Below are 20,920 nucleotides of genomic sequence, written 5' to 3'. Positions count from 1 at the left end.
CCGCGAATGAACGCGAATAAACGCCAATTTTTTGTGGAAGGAACAAAGATGGCAGAGCTTTTGGAAAAAGACTTGGTCTTCCGAATCATCGGATGCGCGATGGCCGTCCACAATACACTTGGGCGCGGTCTGCGAGAAAAAACGTATGAAAACTCGCTTGCGGTTGAATTCAAGCATCAAGGTATCGACTATAGCAAGCAAACCCGATTTCCGGTTTATTATCGCAATGAGTTAGTTGATGAATTTATTCCCGTCCTTGTGGTCGAAAACCGCGTGATCGTCGATACCAAAACCGTCGAAACCATTATCGATGACCATCGTGGAACGATACTCAACTATCTCAGGATAACCGGATTGAAGGTCGGCGTCATCATCAATTACAAACACCGCAAGTTGGAATGGGAACGGCTTGTTTTGGATGAAGCGCGATGAGTTTGCTGTTCGAATGGCTCAAATACCGCGAACTACGACTAATCAACCTAACGGAAGTGAATATTTTTCATTCGCGTTAATTGGCGTTCATTCGCGGTTAAAAACTCAACATTGGAGATAAATAATGAAGCTCAGTGAAATTTCAATACAGCGGCCGGTGCTCGCCACGGTGATGAGTCTGGTGATCATCATCTTCGGCGTGGTGTCCTTCACGCAGTTGCCGGTGCGCGAATATCCCGACATCGATCCGCCCGTGGTTTCGGTCACCACCTTCTATCGCGGCGCCAGCCCGAACGTGATCGAAACCGAAATCACCGACATTCTGGAAGAGCAGCTTTCCACCATCGAGGGCGTGAAGACGATCACCTCTTCCAGCCAGGAACAAGGCTCGGCGATCACCATCACCTTCGAGCTTGATCGCGACGTCGATCAGGCCGCCAACGACGTGCGCGACCGCGTCGCGAGTGTGCGCGGCCTGCTGCCGCGCGAGGCCGATGATCCCATCATCCAAAAGATCGACGTCAACGCCCAGCCGATCATGTGGCTGGCGTTGATCAGCGACCGCCACAACAACCTGGAATTGACCGACGCCGCCGAGCGCATTCTGAAAGAGCGGCTGTTGCGTTTGCCGGGCGTGGGTTCGATCTTCATGGGCGGCGAGCGGCGCTATGCCATGCGCGTGTGGCTGGATTCGCAACGCATGGCGGCGCGCGGCCTCACGCCGCAGGATATCGAAAACGCCATCCGCCGCGAAAACGCGGAAATTCCGGCGGGCCGCGTGGAGGGCGAAAACCGTGAATTCACCGTGCGCACGCGCGGCGATTTGGCCACGCCGGAGGAATTTGGCGCCATCATTGTCAAGCAAAGCGGCGATGAGCTCGTGCGCCTGGGCGATGTGGCGGAAGTGGCGCTCGGCGCGCAAGACGAGCGCACCGCGGTGCGGTGGAACGGCAAGCCCACCACCGGTCTGGGCGTAGTGAAACAAACGCGCGCCAGCACGCTGCAAGTGGCGCAAACCGTGATCGACGCGCTGCCGGAGCTGCAAAAGACGCTGCCGGAGGGCATGCAGCTCGAGGTGGCCTACAATTCCGCCACCTTCATTCAGAGCTCCATCAACGAAGTGGCGGAAACGCTGCTGATTGCCTTCGGGCTGGTGGTGCTGGTGATCATCGCGTTTCTCAAAAGTTTCCGCGCCACGCTCATCCCCACCTTCGCCATCCCGATTTCCATCATCGGCACGTTTGCGGTGGGATATTTTCTCGGCTACACCATCAACATCCTCACGCTGCTGGCGCTGGTGCTCGCCATCGGTCTGGTGGTGGATGATGCCATCGTCATGCTCGAAAACATCTACCGCCACATGGAAATGGGCAAGTCCCGCCTGCAGGCCGCGCTTGACGGCGCCAAAGAAATCGGCTTTGCGGTGCTGGCCACGACGATCGCGCTGGTGGCCGTGTTCGTGCCGCTCGCCTTTCTCACCGGCAACATCGGCCGCCTGTTCAATGAGTTCGGCGTGACGGTGGCGGTGGCGGTGCTGATCTCCGGCTTCGTCGCCCTGACCTTGACGCCAATGATGAGCTCGCGCATGCTGAAACCGCTGCATCACACCAGCTCGAGCTGGGCTTCGCGCTCGTTTGACACCTTCTTCGAATGGCTGGAGCGCACCTACCATCGCATCGTGCACGGCGCGTTGCGGCATCGCGTGCTGGTGGTGAGTGTGGGCGTGGTCATGATCGCGATCAGCGCCGCGCTGTTCAAGCTGCTGCCCAGCGAGCTGGTGCCGACCGAGGATCGCGGCGTCGGCTTCGGCATCGTCATCGCGCCCGAAGGCGCCACGCTCGATTACACCGACCGCTACGTGCGGCAGATCGAACAGATCATGCTCAGCCGGCCCGAAACCAACGGCGTGTTCACCGCCACCGGCGTGGGCTTTGCCGGGCCTGGCCGCGTCACCAATGGCTTCATCTTCCTGAACCTGAAGCCGGCAAGTGAACGGCAAAAATCGCAGCAGCAAATCGTGCAGGAGCTTTTCCCGCAGCTCTTTTCGATTCCGGGCGTGCTGGCGTTTGTGTTGAACCCGCCGAGCCTGGGCGCGGATTTCAATTTCACGCCGGTGGCATACGTGCTGCAGGCCGACACCTACGAGGAACTGCAGAGCGCAGTCGCCATCATGATGGCGCAGGCCTCGCAACTCGGCTACCTCATCAATCTCGACAGTGATTTGCGCCTGAACAAGCCGCAGCTCGAGATCACCATCGACCGCGAGCGCGCGGCGTTACTCGGCGTTTCGGTGACGGACATCGGCAGCACGCTCGAAACCTTCCTCGGCGGCCGCGTGGTCACCGACTTCAAACGCGGCGGCAAACAGTACGATGTCATCGTGCAGCTCAAACCCACGGACCGCGCCACGCCCAACACCATCGAGGGCATCTACCTGCGCGGCGCCAACGGCTTGGTGCAGCTCGCGAATGTCGTGAATGTGAAGGAAACCGTGGCGCCGAAAGAGTTGAATCACTTCAATCGCGTGCGCTCGGCGACGATCACCGCCAGCATGGTGCCGGGCGTGAGCCTGGGCCAGGCCTTGAATGATCTCGACCGCATCGCCGACACCAGCCTGCCGCCCACGATCAAGCGCGACTTGACCGGCCAGTCGCGCGAATTCCGCGAATCCAGCAGCGCGCTCTATTTTCTCTTCGCCTTCGCGGTGGTGTTCATCTATCTGGTGCTGGCGGCGCAATTCGAAAGCTTCATTCACCCGCTCACGATCTTGCTGTCGGTGCCGCTGGCGGTTGCCGGCGCTCTGGCCGCGCTGTATTTCTTCGGGCAAAGCATCAACATCTACTCGCAGATCGGCTTGATCATGCTGATCGGTTTGGTGACCAAGAACGCCATTCTGATCGTGGAATTTGCCAACCAACTGCAGGAGCGGGGCGAGCGCCTGTTCGATGCCGTTGCCGATGCGGCTACCATCCGCTTGCGGCCGATTCTGATGACCTCGTTCGCGACCATCTTCGGCATTCTGCCCATCGCCATTGGCTTGGGCGCGGGCGCGGAATCGCGGCGGCCGTTGGGCATCGCGGTGGTGGGCGGCATGCTGCTGTCGACGTTTCTCACGCTGGTGCTGGTGCCGGTGGTTTACACGCTGCTCGCGCGCTTCACCACGGTGAAAGTCGGCGCGACCAATGGCAATGAACCGGCGGCGCATGCCCGCAGCGAGCGCGTCGGCGAAGCGGTGGCCTGAACTGAGCGCGAGATGAAAGAAGCAAAGTCCCATTTGCACTGAACGGCTGCCTGCTGCCTCGGTGCTTTTGCGCCAAGTTGACTCGGGCCGGCTCCCGGCCAATGGACTTTGAGACTGACGGGATCATGCGCGACCTCATAACTTCAAAACTGCTGAACCAGCGTGAGCAATTGCTCGCCTACGTTCGGCGGAAGGTTTCCGATTCGGCGCTGGCCGAAGACGTGTTGCAAGACAGTCTGCTCAAGGCGCTGCGCGCCGCGCCGGAGCTGCGGGATGAGGAAAAGCTCGTGCCCTGGTTCTATCGCATCTTGAACAACGCCATCACCGATGTTTACCGGCGCCGGCAGGTTGAAGCGAAACACTTCGAAAAGAGTCCGGCGCTGCCGGAGCACGTTGCCGAACCGGAGTCCGACGACGAAGCCGCCTTGTGCGCCTGCATTCGGGAGTTGATTCCAACCCTCAAGCCGAAGTATGCCCAGTTGATTGAGAGGATGGAGCTCACGGAGGCCGATCCGGCGTTGGTGGCTGACCAGCTCGGCATCAATCGCAACAATTTGAAAGTCCGCCGCCACCGCGCACGCCAGGCGCTGCGCCAACGGCTGGAGGAAACCTGCCGCGTTTGTGCGCAACATGGGTGCTTGGATTGCACGTGCCGGTCCAGCCGAGAAAAGACACACGCGTGAATAATCGAACCACAACGGCGTGACCAGTCTGCCCATTCGGTCGGTCAACATTCTGATTGAAACGCGATCTTGACGTGCGCGACAACATGTTTGCAAACCCCTTTACCCCCGCGGAAATCGCCGGCCTGCCCGAGGATTTTTTCGGCCGCAGCGAAGCACTGCGCCTGATCGAGCAAGGCCTGGTCAAAGCCGCAGTGGCAATACAAGGCCCCATGGGCATGGGGAAATCCTCGCTCATGGCCAGAATTCGCGCGCTCATGGAAGGCAAGCCGCGCTGCGCAAAAACCGTCCTCGCGGTGGCCGACAAAGACGTGAAGACCGTGGACCAGGCAGCGCGGCTGCTGCTGCAGGCTTTCGTCCGCTGGAACGAAGCAGCCAACACCGTGACCTTCAAACTGGGGACGGAGTATGACGTGGAATCTGCCGAAATCTGCGGGTACTTGAAGGCCGGGCATGAACTCGCCGCGCTGAAGAAGATCATCACGCAGGAGAATCTGCAGAAAATCATCGCGGCGCAGCAGCTTCTCATCTTTGCCGTCGATGAAGCGGACAAGTGCCCGGTTCCTCTGGCGCGGCTGCTCCGCAGCCTCATCATGCACGCGCAGCAAAACGGCGTGAAAAATGTCCGCTTTCTATTGGCGGGCGTGAGTCCGTTTTTTCAAGAGATGCTCAAGGAGGATGCGGGCCTCAATCGCTTCTTTGCGAAGACGATCACGCTATCGCCTTTGGCACAGGCCGAAGCGGCGCAGCTCATCGCAACCAAGCTGGCACAGGCGGCGCAAGCGGCCGAGCAGCAGGGCCTGCGCCTGCAAGTGCAGCCGGCCCTCATTGCGCGCGTGGCTGCGCTGGCCGGTGGCCATCCGCATTTGCTGCAACTGCTGGGATCATACCTGCTGGCCAATGAGGAAAGCAACCCCGATGGCGTCATCAATGCCAGGGATCTGGTGGATGCGCTGCGCAAGATTTGTTACGAGGATCGCGGCCACGTCTATGACGCCGAGTTGCACCGGCTCGAAATCCACGGCATGCTGGAGACCCTCAAGAATCTTTTCGCCGTGGCTTCGCCGGAATTTCCCACCCGCATACCGCGCCGCGCCGCACGCCGGGTCGCGGACGAGGAGGCCATCGCCTGGCTGATCGCGCAACACATTCTCGCCGCGGTTTCGCACGAGGAATACGGCCTGATGGATGAATTCCTGCGCATTCGCATGCTGCTGGATGAAAGCGAGCGCGCGGACGAAATGTTCCTGCTGGAGAAACAGCTCATCAGCCGCGGCGCGCTGGCCGGCGAAAGTGCCGCCGGCGAAGACGAGGCCGCGAACGACGCCTATGCGCGCGGCGATCTGCTCTCCATCGAGGGCAATGAGCTGGATTTCCTCGATCCCGCCGGCGATGATGAAGTCTAGTGCACCTGGTGCACCGTTACCTTGCGCAGCATAGCCGGCCCGATCATCATCCTGCAGGGAGCCTGTGAAGACTTCGCCGAGTCATTCACAAGACTCATCCGAATAACCGGTCAAATGAGCCGTCCCAACCTACTAGGCCAGAATTCAGGCAAGTGGAGATCTGAACGCCGGCTGGCGGGAATGCATTCGACCAATCTGGGGCAACAGATAGTCACAAAGTCCTCACCGGAATCGCACAAGCGCTGCCAGCGCGGCGAAAGGCTTTTGTGCTCTGACACCTCTGCGATCTCCGCGTCTCCGTGGTTCAAAAGTTTGCTTTGCCATTCAGAGTCTTTCGGAATTTTGTTTTGAGCCTGAACCGACAAATGTTCAAAGGAGCGGCACACAGACGGCTGTCACGTGTGGTGCCATCCCAACGGGTGCTGCCTCTCGTGCTTCGGGCTAACCTGACACGATCACACTTTGCAAAATATCCGCTGCGTCGCGCAGTCCGCAGGGCGAGAGTGCCGGAATTCTCAGCGAACTCCGCCTCTCCGCGGTGAATCTGACAAAGTCATGTCAAATTGCCATCCGGCGATCTTGAACCGCGATTGAGGATCTATTGATGACCCGATCACGCGCAGGCCGGACTTCAAGATACTCGTGAAACCCAGTTCAATAACTTTGCAAGGAGATCACCATGCGTCGATTTGCTTTTCTGGTGTTGGGGCTGTTGCTGCCGGCATTGGCCTTCAGCCAGGAAATGGTCAAAGTCAACCTCATCGAACAGTTTGATAAAGTTCCAGCACCGCCGGCCGACGCCAAAACGGCGCACTCCCGCCTGGTGTGCACCGAGAAAGAGGGCTTCGAGAATTGCGATGCGAAGAAGTTCTACCAGCCCACTGCCGAGGCGCTTGCCGCGCTGGAACAGCGCCTCACGGCACTCAACGCGGCTTTGGCACAGCCCGGCGTGCAGGCAATGCAACAAATCGATCCGCAGGAAATGCAAAAGAAACTCGACGCCATGAGCCCGGAGCAAAAAATCCAATTTGCGATGCAAATGAGCCAGATGGCCCTGGGCATGCAAAGCGTGCAGCCGGAATCGGAAGAAGTGCAGGCAGCGGTGGCGGCATTCGGCGAAATGAGCGTCGCGGTCAACAGCGAATACACCAACCCCGATGCGACCGCCAAGAAAAAGCAGCAGCTCGACGCCGATCGTCAGCGCCGGCAGGAGGAGATCAAGACCTGGGCGGAAGCGGAGCAGAAAAAGATTCCGCAAGTGCCCGGCGGCCCCGGCGTGGGCATGATAGCGGAGCCCAGAGCGACGCACGCGCTCCACGTTGCCACGGTGGAAAAACAGCTTGCGGTTGACAACGAATATCTGGCGGCACTGCAGAAATGGTGGCCGGAGGAAATCAAGAAACTGCAAGCGCGCTTCACGCCGTTTCAGGAGAAACTGGCCGCGGTGGAGTATGGCGAGCAGGCGAACAACACCGTCCACCAGCAAACGCTGGTGCAGGGGCAGAGCATGATGCTCAGCGCTGCCGCCACTTTGATCCAAATCTCACGTGCTGCTTCCGAAAGTGCCGGCCAACTCTGGCAGAGGAAATTGAAACTCGAGCAGGAGCACACCCCGCGCTGAGGCCGCACCGGCCTCACCAAGCTTCACCACCCCCGGAGAGAACGCATGGCCTGGCTTTATCTCTTCATTGCCGGTTTGTTTGAAGTCGGTTGGGCGGTTGGGTTGAAATACACCGAGGGCTTCACCCGGCCCCTGCCCAGCGCGTTGACCGTGCTCGCCATGGCAGCAAGTTTTTTTCTGCTCGCGCAGGCGCTCAAGACCATTCCAGTGGGCACCGGTTACGCAGTGTGGACGGGCGTCGGCGCGGCGGGCACGGCAATTCTGGGTATGATCCTGTTCAATGAATCACGCGAGCTCTTGCGCTTGCTTTGCCTGGCATTGATTCTGGCGGGCATCGCCGGTCTCAGGCTCCTGGCCTCAGATTAAGATTGTAACGATGGATAATCTCACGCACAGTCTCACCGGCGCGCTGGCCGCAAAGGTGATTGAAGTCACCAAGCCTGAGTTTTTTGCCGACCCCGGTTTCAAACGCAAAGCCTTCTGGCTGCTGGTGGTCTCGGCCAACCTGCCGGATCTCGATGTCGCGCTCGGCGCGTTCCAAGATCCAATCTTCGCGATGCAGCACCATCGCGGCCTCACGCATTCGCTGGTGTTTGCGCCCGTGTTCGCGCTGGCGCCTGCCGCGCTTTTCTATTTTTGGAAGAAGCTGCAGCCCTTCAAAACCGCCTGGCTGCTCGCGTTGCTCGGCACGCTGCTGCACATCTTCTTCGATGTCATCACGGCGTACGGCACACAAATTCTCGCGCCGCTGTCGTACGGCCGCTATGCGCTCGATTGGATGTTCATCATCGACCTTTGGTTCACCGGGTTGCTGGCGGCGGTGTTGCTGCTCGGCAAACTGCGGACCACCGGCCGCCGGCGCATCATTCTCGCTGGCAGCTTGCTGGTGCTGCTCTATCTCGGCGCGGAAATGATCAACCATCAATTCGCCAGGCACCGCATGGCCGAGGCCCTGCAGCAGGCCGGCTTGCCTGCGACGAAAATCACCGCACTGCCGCAGCCGTTCAGCCTCTTCCGCTGGATGGGGCTGGCGCAAACCGCGGATGGTGCCCGGCAGGCCTACATGAGCAACCTGCGGCCGGCAGAGCCGCTCACGCTCACCGTCTATGAGAACGCGCAAGATGAGTTCGCCGCCCGCGCCCTGCAGATTCAGGAGAGCCGCTGGTACCTGCTGTTCGCACGCTTTCCCTGGGTGCACTCCGAGCAGCGCGACGGCCGCCAGGTTGTCGAGATCCGCGATCTGCAATTCATGATCGACCGCGGAGTTCTGCGTGCTATTGGATTTCCCGAGCGTTCCCTGCCTTTCATTTTGCGCTACACGTTCTCACCCCAGGGTGATCTGTCCGAAATGAAATTCAATGAGGAACCAGTGCCCCGACCGGTTCTGTCAAAATAAGGCAAGGCCGCCGCGCGCGATTCCGGCTTAAGCTGGTCGCGCACCTCGCCACTGCCGGCAAGGAAAAGGACAAAGCCTGCCTTCGCGTGCAGCGTGGGCGACTGCAGTGCAGTGCTGCGCCTGCCGTCAAACCGGGAGACGACCCGCATGTCGCAAGATCTTGTCTCACTCACCACTGATGAAATGCCGCCGCGTGACGCCGCTCGCATGTTTTTGAGCATCGTGGCACCGCGGCCCATTGCCTGGGTGTCAACCGTCAGCGCCGAGGGCGTGCGCAATCTCGCGCCGTTCTCCTTTTTTAATGCCGTCGCCGGCAATCCGCCCACGGTGATGCTGGCCATTGGACAGCGCCAGGGCCGGCCCAAAGACACATTGCGCAATGTGCAGGAAACCGGCGAATTCGTGATCAATCTCGTGGACGAGGCGCTGGCTGCGGCGATGAATCTGACTTCAGGCGAATGGGAATCCGGCCGCGATGAGTTTCAATTGGCGAACCTGGCCGCCGTGGCCTCGCTCGAAGTGAAGCCGCCGCGCGTTGCTGCCGCGCCGGTGGCGATGGAAGCGCGCCTCACTCAAATCGTGCCGGTCGCCGGCACCACGGCCACGCTGGTGCTGGGCCGCATCGTGCGCTTTCACATTCGTGCCGGGTTGTTGCGACCCAATGGTTTGGTCGATGCCGCTGCGCTGCGGCCGCTCACACGCCTCGGCGGCGAAGAATACGCGACCATCGGCAGCGTCTTTGCAATGGCGCGGCCACAAGTCAACAAATAAAGCCGGAGCGGAAGAGGAAGCGCATCAAAAGTCAAGCTTCACTGTGGCTTTCCGGCCCGGCTTTGCTTTGCACAGGGAGAAAATCAGATGAGCATTCTCGGCCTGCACCACATCACGCTCGTGTGTTCCGAGGCACAACGCACGGTGGATTTCTACACACAAATTCTCGGACTGCGCCTGGTGAAGCAGACGGTGAATTTCGATGACCCCGGCAGCTATCATTTGTATTTCGGCAATGCCACCGGGCGGCCCGGCACCGCGGTCACATTCTTCGAATGGCCGCACGCGCCCAAAGGCGCAGCCGGCATTGGCGGCACGCATCATTTCGCGTTGAGCGTAAGCGATCGCGAAGGCTTGCTGCAATGGAAACGCCGCCTGCGCGATCTCGGCATACGCGTGACCGGGCCATTTCATCGCAACTACTTCGAGTCGATCTACTTTCATGATCCCGATGGCGTGCTGCTCGAGATCGCGACGCAAGGCCCGGGCTGGGCGATCGATGAAGCGCCGGACCAGCTCGGCTTGGAATATCGCGAGCCGCCGCCGGACATGCGCAAAGGCCAGCGCGACGAGGCACGCATTCAGACCGAGAATTGGCCGGAGCCGGTGCCGGACATCACGCCCGCCATGGCGTTGCAGCAGGGCATGCACCACATCTCGGCGATCAGTTCGGACATCGAAGCCACGCATGCGTTTTTCGGCGACTTACTCGGCATGCGCCGCGTGAAGATGACCTCGGATTTCGATGATCTCAAAACTGCGCATTGGTACTGGGGCGTGGGCGAGGGTAAGCCCGGCACCATCATCACCTATTTTCAATTCGATCCGAAAACAGCGCGCCATGTGCGCATGGGCACGGGACAGACGCATCATTTTGCGCTGGCAGTGGCGAATGAAGCAAGCCAGCTCGAATGGCGCGAGAAGATCCTGCGTGCCTACATTCGAGTTTCGCCGGTGAGGGATCGCATCTATTTCAAGAGCATCTACACCAGCGATCCCGACGGCCACATTGTGGAATTGGCGACCATGGGTCCCGGCTTTGCAGCGGACGAGCCGGTTGCACAACTCGGCCGAAGCTTGCGGCTGCCGCCCTGGCTGGAGGCACAACGCCGTGAGATAGAGAGCAATCTCAAGCCGCTGGTTGTGCCGGAATGGCGGGAGAATTGAGAGAGTAGCGCGCTAGGCGGTATTCTTCGTAGCGCAATCTGCCAGACTGCGCTTGAGAGGTATTCGGCACCAGGCTGGGCGAATCGTCAGTTCCATGTGGGATGACAATGGGAAGCCACTGGCCTCGTCGCGGGCCGTACTCCGCTCAGCCGACCACCAGGCGCGGGCTGCGGCGAAATGGTGAAATGATTGGACGGATTAGCATTCAATCCTTCGCCCAACGCCGGCGACGAAGCAGGAAGAAATAAACGCAGGCATTGAGGATCAACACCAATGCCCCCAGCACGAATTGCAATCGCGGCGTGAGAGTGGCGGGATAGATGAGCGGAATCAAATAATGTTCGATGAAGCTGACGCCGTAGCCGGTGGCCGCGCCCTGGCGGCGTAGCCAGTTCTCCAGTAGCGTCAGCGGGCACACGCCCTTGCTGAATTCGATGAAGGCGCCCCACAACATCGCCGGCAGGTGCAGCCAGGCGCAACGCGGCCAGCGCCAAACCAGCAGGCCGCCGAACAAAACGAACAAAATGAAGAGGAGATGCAGTACCACCACTGCATCCGCCAGAGCGCGATACCACATCGTTCATCTCAGTCCAGATAAGCAACGAACCGCCCGGGCGCTTGGCCCCGTGGCGTGCACAAACCGAACGAAACGTGCTTCTGTTCATGATGGAGCGTCCGGGCGGTGATGTTCTCCGATGGACACTCGTTCAAAGCGCGGGAAGGCGTTGCCGCAGCCAATTCTCCATATCCGCAAATACGATTTCCTTGCCAGGCTCGTTGAACAGCTCGTGATAGAATCCCGGATAGAGTTTGAGGGTTTTGTCGGCCGAGCCTGCCCGCGCCAGCAGGGCTTGACTGCCGGCGGGATCGGTCAGGCGATCGGCAGTGCCGTGCAGAACGAGCAGCGGCAGCGCCAGCTCGGCGCCGCGAAGTTCCAGGCTTTTCATGGTATCGAGCAACTCACGCCCAAGGCGCGCAGTGATCTTGCCGCGAAAAACCAGCGGATCGTTTTCGTAAGCTGCCACTACTTGCGGATCACGGCTGATCGCCGCAGCCTCGAGCTGGACCGCGCGCAAAGTGGGCGTCCAGCGCGAGAGCAGGCCGCTGATTGCCAACAGCAGCGCCGGCACCTCGGCATTGGTCTTGAGACTCGGCGCCGAGAGGATCAATCCCTCACAACGGCAACGGCCGCTCACGGCATGCGCCAGCGCAATGGAGCCGCCCATGCTGTGGCCGATGAGCAAGCGGCAAAGATTGGGCTGCTGCCGGTAAACCAGCTCGCAGAAGATTTCCAGATCATCGACAAAATCGCTGAAGCGCTCGACATGCGCGCGCCGGCCAGGTGATTGGCCGTGGCCTTGATGATCACAGGCATACACCGCAAAGCCGCGCGGCACGAAGTAATCAACCAGATTCGAATAGCGGCTGCTGTGCTCGGCCAAGCCATGAACCACGATCAACACCGCACGCGCCTGGCCCTCGGGCAACCAACATTGATAGAAAAGCTGCGGCTGCTTGCGGCCGCCAAAAGTTCCAGTGTCATGCTTCACACACTCTCTCCTTGCTTTGCTACAAGCGCGGACAATGTGCCGTCATTTTGCGAGGCTGCCGCGGCATTCTCGCTGCGGTTGCGACTTGCCATCTTCTCCTCCAAACCGCGTTTGACCGCCGGCCACTCGCTGTCCAGGATGCTATAGTAAACCGAGTGCCGCACGCGGCCCTCGCTGGTAATCATGTGATTGCGCAAGATTCCTTCTTCCTGGGCGCCCAATCGCAAAATGGCCCGGCGCGAACGCTCATTCAACATGTCGGTTTTGAATTCCACCCGCAAGCAGCCCAGCGTTTCAAAGGCATGGCGCAGCATGAGATACTTGGCTTCGGTGTTGACTACGGTTCGCTGCCACTGCCGCGCAATCCAGGTCCAGCCGATTTCGAGACGGTGATTGGCCGGATCGATGTTGCCAAAGCGCGTGCTGCCAATGGCCTGGCCGGTGGCCGCCAGACAAGTGGCAAAGGGCAGCGCATTACCCTCGGTCTGCCCCTGTAACGCGGTAGCGATATAGGCTTGCATGTCGGCAGGAGTGCGCAGCGGGGAAACGGTGAAACGCCAGAGTTCTTCGTCCAAACCGGCGCTACAAAGATCTTCGCAATGGGTCAGGCGCAACGGCTCGAGCCGCACCTCGCGGCCGGCGAGAGTGACGGGCTGCACCTTCATTGGTGGCAACGGCAGCGTGATATGGCGATCAGTGGGAAGAGGCATGTGAGATTTTCCTGATGATTCGGTTTTTTGAGAAAACTTGAGGAAACCTCTGTCCAAAAACAAGTGATAAATCGTGACTATCGGAAAACACCACCGCCCGGGCGCTTCGCCACCAACCAGCGTATGTTTGAATCGAGGTGTCCACGCCGCGCGGCCAGGCGCCCGGGCAGTTTCTTCCTTTCCTGACGCGCACCAATTCGGCAAAGAACGCGGTAAAAACCTGCCTCTGCTTCCGCATTCGGGGGAGGTGGCCGTAGTATCTCATGAAGGCACGCGACCGTCCGGCGGTGATTTTGTCGACCAACCCTCCGCTCACCTGACCGCCGCAGCGTTGCGCGATCACCTGATTCGTGTTCGTCCGAAATCGCAGTCTTTTGACAGAAGAGTTCCAGCAACGGCTTCGCCGTTGCATCAAGAACCTCTAGGTTTCCACGGCGCTCTGAGTTTTGGAAACCTCGGCTCAGCCGAGGTTGGAACATTCTCGGACGGATACTGACTATATCCCACCTTCGTCCCATTGCCGCCGACGCGCCACCTCTTCACGAAAATGACTTGACAATGACCGCAAAAACATTACACTCATGTGTGCTTTCCGCAAGACTGACAATCAAATCGCATTTCCCACCGGTTTCGGCTGCCGGTTCCAAACAGCGATGCCCGGCAGTCTGGCCGGTTTCACTGACCTCCGGAGGGCATCTATGAAGAAATTTGCGGCCGTTTTCACTCTCCTGCTGTTGCTCCCGCTGCTGCTGCCGGCGCAAACGATCAAAGTCGAGGCCATGCGGCCGCAGTTCAAATTCGGCGATGGAGAGCCTTCCACCTTCACCTCAGCTTGGTTTGTCACAGTCACGGTTCCGGTCATCAAGGATGGTGTCAGTTTCATCGGCCAGCTTCCCTTTGCGTTTGGTAAGCTGGAAGATTCGAAAATCCCTACTAAAGGCGAGACGCTGGGCAATCCCGGCTTTGGGCTGCACTTTGGTGGACAGAATCACGCCATCGAGGTGATGCTGCGCGTGCCGGTCGTGAAATATGGGTTCGCGGGTTTCATCGGGTCGATCGCGGATTTCGACCGGCAGGAAGCCTTCATTCCGGATTTGATTCCGCTTACCGGCAAGATCAAAACCAAACTCTCGATCAGCAAGTTCAGCGTGCAGCCTTACGGTGGCGTTTCGTTCAACATCAAGACGGAGCAGAAACAGAATCAGTTTTTCCGGACCGTATTCAACAAACTGCGGGAAAACGACGGTGAGTTGCACGTGCTCTATGGCGCTGACGGCTGGTTCGATTTTCAGCCGCTCTACGTGGGCGCTTCGTTCACCGGCCGCGGCTGGGTTTCTTCGGGCGGCAATTTCAATGAAAGCGTGGTCAATCAAGCGGCCGTGCGCGCCAAACTGGTTTTCGAGAAGTTTTCACCGGGCGCTTATTTTCGCGTGCCGCTCGACGATTTGCTGCTGGACAATGTCATCGGACTTTATTTCGACGTGACTTTGTAAGCCTGCCACCGGCAGAATTGTTGAAGCAATGCTGGGGAAAGAAAGTGTGATGGTCGCCAGGCTGTTTGCCGCCACTGCCCAGGGAGCCGGTGTGCGGCAAGCCCGCCTTTGCGGTGCAGCCTTCTCGAACGCAGCGTTCCGCCGTGTCTTCCATATCGAAAGACAAGGTTCGAGAAGGTGACACCGCCGCGGCGATCACGCACGAAATATCAATCCAATCGCCAGAATCGGCAGCAAAACACCTGCATTTTGCGTCGCATTTTGCCACCTCTCGCCTGCGGCGCGACTGAAACCTGAAGTCATCTGAGGGCGACCAGTCGCCATGCGGTGACAAACCGGCTTCAGCCGGCTTGAGTTTTCAGCCTGCGCTTTCACTCATCGGCGAGCGTGAAGCGATTCCGATGCAAGATTCAGGCACTACCTCTCTGCAGCATTCCACCTGCTGAAAATCGACTCATCAAACAAGAACCTGCAACCGGGGAGAAGACCATGAAATCTTCCTACCATGCCTGGCTCCGGCAAGCGGCACTGCTGGGCGGGCTGTTCGCGCTCCTTCTGCTGGTGAGCGGGCCGGCCCATGCACAATTGAAGCTCAAGAACGCGATAATGGCCGATCGCGTCGACGCAGCCTCTGTGCCCAGCAATCCCGCTCCCCAACCCGGAGACACGATTTCCGTGGCCATTTTTGTCGACACGCGCGGTCTGGAGAGGTCCGATAACAGACTGGCTGCCTATGAAGCCAAGCTCACCTGGCGACCGGACATTCTCGAGTACGCCGGTTACACACCAGCCGCCCCGCCGTGGAACAATCCGAGTGTTGTTGAGTCGGGTGTTGCGAGCGGAAGACTCGATTGGCAAGCGTTTGTGCAGGGCGGCGTTGCGCGCGCGAACATCAACGTCATTCATGTAAATTTTAAAGTGGTCGGCACGCCGGGTTCCAGCACTTCACTGGACTTGTCATTCTCAGCGCTGACGACTTCCATCCTTGGCAATCTGCTTCCCTTCCTGTCCGTCACCAACGGCAGCGTGCTGGTGACAGCCGCCAACCGGCCGCCCCAGTTCACGATCACGATCCCGGACACCAGCATGGATGCGGGCGACACGCTGGAGGTTGCCGTGGCGGCGACGGATCCGGACGGTGATGCCATCACGCTCACCCCCGGCACCCTGCCCGGCTTTGCCAGTTTTGCCGATCACGGCAACGGCACCGGCACGTTTCGCTTCACGCCCGGTTTCGATGATTTCGGAGTGTACCCGAATCTGCAAGTGACCGCCACCGACAACGGCGTGCCGCCGCTGGCCGCGACTACGTCATTCACGTTGACGGTCAGGCAGGTGGAGAATCCGCCGCGCCTGGCGCCGATCGCCGATCAAACCATGAATGAGGGTGACACGCTCGCGGTCGGCATCGAGGCGAACGATCCGGATGGCGATGACATTGCGCTGGCAGTCAATGGGCTGCCGGCATTCGGCACTTTCATCAACAACAATGACGGCACCGGCAAGATCATCTTCGCTCCCGATTTCACGCACGCCGGCGTCTATCAACTCGAAGTCACCGCCACTGATGACGGCACGCCGCCGCTCTCCGACCGCAAGACCTTCACGTTGACCGTGAACAATGTGAATCGTAAGCCGTCGCTGCAGCCTGTCGCCAATCAAACGATGGTGGAAGGCAGCGTGCTCGAGCTGGCGCTGTCTGCGAGCGATCCCGACAATGACAGCCTGTTCTATTTCACCGCCAATCTGCCGGCCTTTGGCGTGTTGATCAACAGACTCGACGGCACGGCCGTTCTGCGTTTCGCGCCTTCTTTCGCGGATGGCGGCATCTATGGCAACATCGTGATTATCGTGCGCGACGACGGCACGCCCTCTCCCCTCTCCGATTCCACCGCGTTTACGCTCACGGTGACCGAGGCGGCGGAACCGATTCTCTGCCAGGTGGAGATTCTCAGCCCGGACAGCGGCTTCGTGAGCTGCGACACCACCGTCACGGTTTGCTTCTCCGCGCGGGCCACTGGCGGCCTGGCGCCGCTGACCAAAGTCTGCAAGATCAACGGCGAGGTCACGCCCGACTCCTGCGGCACGGCCAGGTTGACTGCCGGCCGGAACACCATCACGGTGGAATGCACTTTCACCGATGCCACCGGCGCCGTGTGCGTTGCGGTTGATTCGATTCACGTCTTTGCCAGCCGCTTGGCGTGTCATCTCGAGATCGACACGCCCGCAGACAGCAGCTTCATTTGCGCGACCTCGATCAACGTCAGCGGCACGACTTCGGTCAGCGGCGGTCTGGGGCCGGTGACCTCGAGCTGTGACATCAACGGCACGCCGGTGACAGTGAGCGGCGGGGCGTTCGGCGCCACAGTGAACCTGAATCTGGGCTACAACACCATCGTCGCGACCTGCAGCCATCGCGACAGCGTGGGATGTGAAACGGTTTGTTCGGACAAGGTTGTGGTCTTCGCCGACACCAGCGCGCCGCAGTGCACGTTTGATTTCAGCAAACTGCCGTTGATCACCGGCGAGGCGATTGATGAGGAGAGCGGGATCTTCAGTATCGAACCGTTTCATGAAGTCAATCGCGTGGTGATCATCGAACCGTTTACACCCGGCGCCAAGCGGGTGCGCTTCCGCAGTGAACGCACGCAGCCGCAGGGCCGCTCGGGATTCATGTTGAAGATCACCAACATGGCGGGCTGCGAGATCGTGTGCGATCCGATTTACTTGAGCCTGAATCCGGAGCAGGGCGCGGTGTCCTTCAGCTTGCCGCCCATCGATCGCTACTTGTTCGTGAACAACCACGGCCTGGAGCGCATCGAGATGAAGATCAATCAGCATGACATCAAGCTGATTGCGCGGGCGCAAGGCTTCGAGCGCGCCGGTAATACCTACTTCATGCCGTTTGACGGGCCGCGCACCATCGATCTCGAAGAATATCTCAAACCGGGAGACAATGACTACACCGTGGCGGCCTTTGGCCCGGCCGGCAGCAGCGCGGATTTTCTGATTACCGATTTCCGCGTGGATGACTCAGCCACCGGCGTCGCCACCGGTCGCCGGCTGGACGATTCGGTTCCCACTGCTTTCACGTTGCAGCAGAACTACCCGAATCCGTTCAATCCCGAGACTCGCATCACCTTCGAAGTGCCGGCGGGTTGGACGGCGCCGGTGACGCTGCGCGTGTTCAACATCCAAGGACAACTGGTGCAGACGCTGTTCGACGGCTATGCCCAACCCGGCCAGCACACGATGCAGTGGAACGCGCGTGATGCCCGCGGCCAGGCGTTGTCCAGCGGCGTCTATTTCTACCAAGTCCGTTCCGGCGATTTCGTGGCCGTGCGCAAGATGCTATTGGAAAAATAGAATCTGCCAGTGGCAAAAATTGCGTTGCTTGAACATCGGGCTTTCGCCGCGTCGTCTGAACCGGAGGCGCGTGGCTCGCGGCGAAAGCCCGATGTCGTTGTGCATCATTGTGCTTCAGGGCGAACCTGAGCCAGGGGGAGCCGGACTTTCACAGCCAACGGTATCCGATTTTCACACGTCCTCCCTCCACTTCCAGAGTCCGGCTTCATTCTGATCCCGTGTTGCGAAGGTTTCCCACCTTGGACGGGCAACTCCGATTTCATCGTCTTGACAATTGACGGGTTTGCGCCGGGCAGCAGCGTCGTTGCCGCTGCTTTGCTCAGGCACAAGCCGAAATTCATGACATTTCATTCAAATGGAGGGCAGTGCCATGAAACCTCGGGCATTCTGTTCTGCGCGGGCTTTGGGTGCGGTGCTGGTGTTGCTGTTTGCCGAATTTGCCGGCGCGCAAATCACCATCACCGCCAACACGAATTGGGGCGCGATCAGCAGCGGCAGCGGGCCGGCCGGGCAACCGTCAACCACAGACGCGATCATCGTCAAAAATGGCGCGACCCTGACCGTCGACGTGTCCAATGGCCAGTGTGCCAGCCTCGCGCTTGGACAAGATGGCGCCGACGCCGGCGCCGGCACGCTCTGGTTCAATGCCGGCAGCCTGGTCGAATGCGGCGGCGACGTCATCGTCGGCACAACCGCACCCGATCATGCCGGCACGGTGACGATGACGGCCGGTGGCACACTTACGATCAGCGGCGCGTTGCTCTTGACTGCCGGCCAGTCCACTTTCACTGCCGGCAACGGGACGGTTGCGTTCAACGGCAGCGCGGCGCAAACCATCGCGGCAACGACTTACCATCATCTCACCTACTCGGGAACCGCCACGGCAACGCTGGCCGGCCCCACCGATGTCACCGGAGATCTCACCATTGCTTCGGGCACGCTGGCCAGCGGCAATCAGGCGTTCACCGTCGCCGGCCATTGGAGCAACCACGGCACCTTCACCCCCGGAACGGCAACGGTGACCTTCACTGGCACCGGCACAGTCAATGTCACCGGCAGCGCGACAACGGCCTTCAACAACGTGACCGTCAACCTGGGCAGCAGCGCGAGTGTGCTGGAAGTGCTGGCGCCGATAACGCTGGCGAACAACGGCCTGACGCTCACCCAGGGAACGTTCAAGCTCTCGAGCGCCTCGACCATAACGCCGTTCAGCGGCTCGGAGACGATTCCCGCTGGTGCCGGCTTTCATCTCAATCACGCAAGCGCCCTGTCGAATTGGGGCAGCTCCGGCTCGCTCACGCTGAATGGCAAGCTGATCGTTGACCACGGCAGCATGAATATCGGCAGCAGCTCGGGCAATCAACTCACGGTCAGCGGGGCAAGCTCCGAAGTCACACTCAATGGCGGCACGCTCACACTCGCCGGCCGCATCAGTGTGACCAGCTCGGGCGCCGGCAACGGATTGACGATTTCCGGCGGGGAAATGGTGGTGACCACGGCGGGAAACAACAGCGCCTCGGCGCCGAATTTCAATCTTGGTGCGACGGGTAAATTCACCATGACCGGCGGCCTCATCACCTGCGAACGCGCCAACAGCAACGCCGGGGGCGCTGAATTGGTGATTGCCAGCGGCTCCGGGGCCAAGAGCATAACCGGCGGCACCATTCGCATCGGCAATGCTTCAACGCCGGCGGCGCAGACGATTGAAATCAACAGTGCGGTGCCGATTTTCCATTTTACCGTGAACAGCGCCAACGCCACGGCGCAGTTGGTCAATACTCCGCTCACGGTGAATGGCGATCTGTTGATCAGCGCCGGCACGCTCGATGCCAACAATCTCAACCTCGAGCTGGCGGGCAATTGGACGAACAACGGCACCTTTGTGCCGGGCACAGGCACAGTGATCATGAACGGATCGAGTCCGCAGAACATGAGCGGCTCGACGTTTCATAATTTGGCAATCAACAATGCCAGCGGCGTGACGCTGCTCACCGATGAGACCGTGAACAACACGCTCTCACTGCTCAACGGCAATGTGACCACCGGCTCGAATAGAATGATCATCACTGCCGGCGGCACGGTGGCGCGCACCAGCGGGCATATCGCCGGCAATCTGCAGAAGCATTTCGCCGCGGGATCGAACGTCGTGCAAACGTTCGAAGTGGGCACGGGCAGCGACTACACGCCGGTGGAGGTCACCATCGCGCAAGTCAACAACTCCGGCAATGTCACCGCCAAATCAACCAGCGGAGATCATGCCAGTATCGGCACTTCGACTTTGGATGCGACCAGGAGCGTCAATCGCAATTGGGCGCTGACGAGTGACGGCGCGCTGACCCTCACGAATTATGACGTAACCTTCAACTTCGTGGCCGGCGATCTCGATGGCGGCGCCAACCCGAGCAATTTGATCGTCGGCAAACTCGACGCCGGCACGTGGACATATCCGGCGGTTGGCACGCGCACCGCGACGAGCACGCAGGCGACCGGCATGACGAGCTTCAGCGATTTTCAGTTGGCGGAATGCACACCTCCGAGTGTGAACTTCAGTTCGGTCGGGCCGTTCTGTGTGACTGACGCAGCCGTCGATCTCACCGCTTTCGTTTCACCGAGCGGAGGAACTTTCTCCGGCAATGGCGTGACCTCCGCGGGCATCTTCACGCCGAGCGATGCAGGTACGGGCACGCACACGATCACCTACACTTTCACCTCGGGCGGCAATTGCACCAACAGCGCGAGTCAGAACATCGTCGTCAATCCGCTGCCGAGCGTTGCGTTCAATGCCGTGAGTGCAGTTTGCGTAAATACTGCTGCGCTTGATTTGACGAGCTATGTTTCGCCCAGCGGCGGAACTTTCTCCGGCAACGGCGTGACTTCCGCGGGAGTTTTCACGCCGAGCGACGCGGGCACGGGCACGCACACGATCACCTACACTTTCACCTCGGGCGGCAATTGCACCAACAGCGCGAGTCAGAACATCGTCGTCAATCCGCTGCCAAGCGTTGGGTTCAATGCCGTGAGTGCAGTTTGCGTAAATACTGCTGCGCTTGATTTGACGAGCTATGTTTCGCCCAGCGGCGGAAC

The 20,920-nt window shown here is 59.8% G+C and carries 15 protein-coding genes; 12 read left to right on the top strand and 3 right to left on the bottom strand.

Translation table 11 applies throughout. The annotated features are described in order from the left end of the window. Positions 1-48 precede the first annotated feature (48 nt). The 9 genes from L6R21_08425 (at position 49) to L6R21_08385 (ending at position 10,717) form a co-directional block, all read left to right on the top strand. On the top strand, positions 49-432 hold the full coding sequence (locus L6R21_08425; protein ID MCK6559213.1) for a GxxExxY protein: 384 nt from the start codon (positions 49-51) through the stop codon (positions 430-432). Positions 433-556: 124 nt separating this feature from the next. Then, on the top strand, positions 557-3,673 hold the full coding sequence (locus L6R21_08420) for an efflux RND transporter permease subunit (protein ID MCK6559212.1): 3,117 nt from the start codon (positions 557-559) through the stop codon (positions 3,671-3,673). Positions 3,674-3,798: 125 nt separating this feature from the next. After that, the gene (locus L6R21_08415; protein ID MCK6559211.1) at positions 3,799-4,356 is read left to right on the top strand and encodes a sigma-70 family RNA polymerase sigma factor; all 558 of its coding nucleotides are present in this window, start codon (positions 3,799-3,801) and stop codon (positions 4,354-4,356) included. Between the two features lie 56 nt (positions 4,357-4,412). Then, the gene (locus L6R21_08410; protein ID MCK6559210.1) at positions 4,413-5,762 is read left to right on the top strand and encodes an AAA-like domain-containing protein; all 1,350 of its coding nucleotides are present in this window, start codon (positions 4,413-4,415) and stop codon (positions 5,760-5,762) included. A gap of 679 nt (positions 5,763-6,441) precedes the next feature. Further along, a complete protein-coding gene (locus L6R21_08405) occupies positions 6,442-7,383 on the top strand; it encodes a hypothetical protein (GenBank protein ID MCK6559209.1) in 942 nt (313 codons plus the stop codon). Between the two features lie 45 nt (positions 7,384-7,428). Next, positions 7,429-7,749: a quaternary ammonium compound efflux SMR transporter SugE gene (sugE, locus tag L6R21_08400; GenBank protein ID MCK6559208.1), complete on the top strand. Its 321-nt coding sequence runs from the start codon at positions 7,429-7,431 to the stop codon at positions 7,747-7,749. Between the two features lie 10 nt (positions 7,750-7,759). Then, on the top strand, positions 7,760-8,779 hold the full coding sequence (locus tag L6R21_08395; protein MCK6559207.1) for a metal-dependent hydrolase: 1,020 nt from the start codon (positions 7,760-7,762) through the stop codon (positions 8,777-8,779). 147 nt (positions 8,780-8,926) lie between these two features. Next, a complete protein-coding gene (locus tag L6R21_08390; GenBank protein ID MCK6559206.1) occupies positions 8,927-9,550 on the top strand; it encodes a flavin reductase family protein in 624 nt (207 codons plus the stop codon). An 87-nt stretch (positions 9,551-9,637) separates the two neighbouring features. Beyond that, positions 9,638-10,717, top strand: coding sequence for a VOC family protein (locus L6R21_08385; protein ID MCK6559205.1), 1,080 nt, complete (start codon positions 9,638-9,640; stop codon positions 10,715-10,717). Positions 10,718-10,922: 205 nt separating this feature from the next. On the opposite strand, the gene L6R21_08380 is transcribed toward L6R21_08385, so the two are convergent. From L6R21_08380 to L6R21_08370, 3 genes are all read right to left on the bottom strand, one after another. Further along, positions 10,923-11,294: a DUF2784 domain-containing protein gene (locus L6R21_08380; GenBank protein ID MCK6559204.1), complete on the bottom strand. Its 372-nt coding sequence runs from the start codon at positions 11,292-11,294 to the stop codon at positions 10,923-10,925. A 130-nt stretch (positions 11,295-11,424) separates the two neighbouring features. After that, positions 11,425-12,267 carry a lysophospholipase gene (locus L6R21_08375; protein MCK6559203.1) on the bottom strand — a complete coding sequence of 281 codons (843 nt, stop codon included), beginning with the start codon at positions 12,265-12,267 and terminating at the stop codon, positions 11,425-11,427. After that, positions 12,264-12,977 (bottom strand): GNAT family N-acetyltransferase, encoded by a 714-nt coding sequence (locus L6R21_08370; protein MCK6559202.1) that lies wholly within the window; start codon positions 12,975-12,977, stop codon positions 12,264-12,266. The genes L6R21_08375 and L6R21_08370 overlap by 4 nt, the downstream gene beginning before the upstream one ends. Before the next feature lie 698 nt (positions 12,978-13,675). On the opposite strand from L6R21_08370, the gene L6R21_08365 reads away from it, so the two are divergent. From L6R21_08365 to L6R21_08355, 3 genes are all read left to right on the top strand, one after another. Further along, positions 13,676-14,470 carry a hypothetical protein gene (locus L6R21_08365; protein MCK6559201.1) on the top strand — a complete coding sequence of 265 codons (795 nt, stop codon included), beginning with the start codon at positions 13,676-13,678 and terminating at the stop codon, positions 14,468-14,470. Between the two features lie 489 nt (positions 14,471-14,959). After that, a complete protein-coding gene (locus tag L6R21_08360) occupies positions 14,960-17,836 on the top strand; it encodes an Ig-like domain-containing protein (protein ID MCK6559200.1) in 2,877 nt (958 codons plus the stop codon). Positions 17,837-18,206: 370 nt separating this feature from the next. After that, a partial coding sequence (locus tag L6R21_08355) for a hypothetical protein (GenBank protein MCK6559199.1) occupies positions 18,207-20,920 on the top strand: 2,714 nt, incomplete at its 3' end.

It is taken from the genome of bacterium, assembly GCA_023150945.1.
GTDB lineage: Bacteria > Zhuqueibacterota > Zhuqueibacteria > Zhuqueibacterales > Zhuqueibacteraceae > Coneutiohabitans.
This window is presented reverse-complemented; position numbering and strand designations above follow the sequence as displayed.

Bases quoted from the DNA above. Each gene is read 5' to 3' on its own strand.
- L6R21_08425 (MCK6559213.1), top strand. From the start codon at position 49: ATGGCAGAGCTTTTGGAAAAAGACTTGGTCTTCCGAATCATCGGATGC.
- L6R21_08420 (MCK6559212.1), top strand. From the start codon at position 557: ATGAAGCTCAGTGAAATTTCAATACAGCGGCCGGTGCTCGCCACGGTG.
- L6R21_08415 (MCK6559211.1), top strand. From the start codon at position 3,799: ATGCGCGACCTCATAACTTCAAAACTGCTGAACCAGCGTGAGCAATTG.
- L6R21_08405 (MCK6559209.1), top strand. From the start codon at position 6,442: ATGCGTCGATTTGCTTTTCTGGTGTTGGGGCTGTTGCTGCCGGCATTG.
- sugE (MCK6559208.1), top strand. From the start codon at position 7,429: ATGGCCTGGCTTTATCTCTTCATTGCCGGTTTGTTTGAAGTCGGTTGG.
- L6R21_08395 (MCK6559207.1), top strand. From the start codon at position 7,760: ATGGATAATCTCACGCACAGTCTCACCGGCGCGCTGGCCGCAAAGGTG.
- L6R21_08390 (MCK6559206.1), top strand. From the start codon at position 8,927: ATGTCGCAAGATCTTGTCTCACTCACCACTGATGAAATGCCGCCGCGT.
- L6R21_08385 (MCK6559205.1), top strand. From the start codon at position 9,638: ATGAGCATTCTCGGCCTGCACCACATCACGCTCGTGTGTTCCGAGGCA.
- L6R21_08380 (MCK6559204.1), bottom strand. From the start codon at position 11,294: ATGTGGTATCGCGCTCTGGCGGATGCAGTGGTGGTACTGCATCTCCTC.
- L6R21_08370 (MCK6559202.1), bottom strand. From the start codon at position 12,977: ATGCCTCTTCCCACTGATCGCCATATCACGCTGCCGTTGCCACCAATG.
- L6R21_08365 (MCK6559201.1), top strand. From the start codon at position 13,676: ATGAAGAAATTTGCGGCCGTTTTCACTCTCCTGCTGTTGCTCCCGCTG.
- L6R21_08360 (MCK6559200.1), top strand. From the start codon at position 14,960: ATGAAATCTTCCTACCATGCCTGGCTCCGGCAAGCGGCACTGCTGGGC.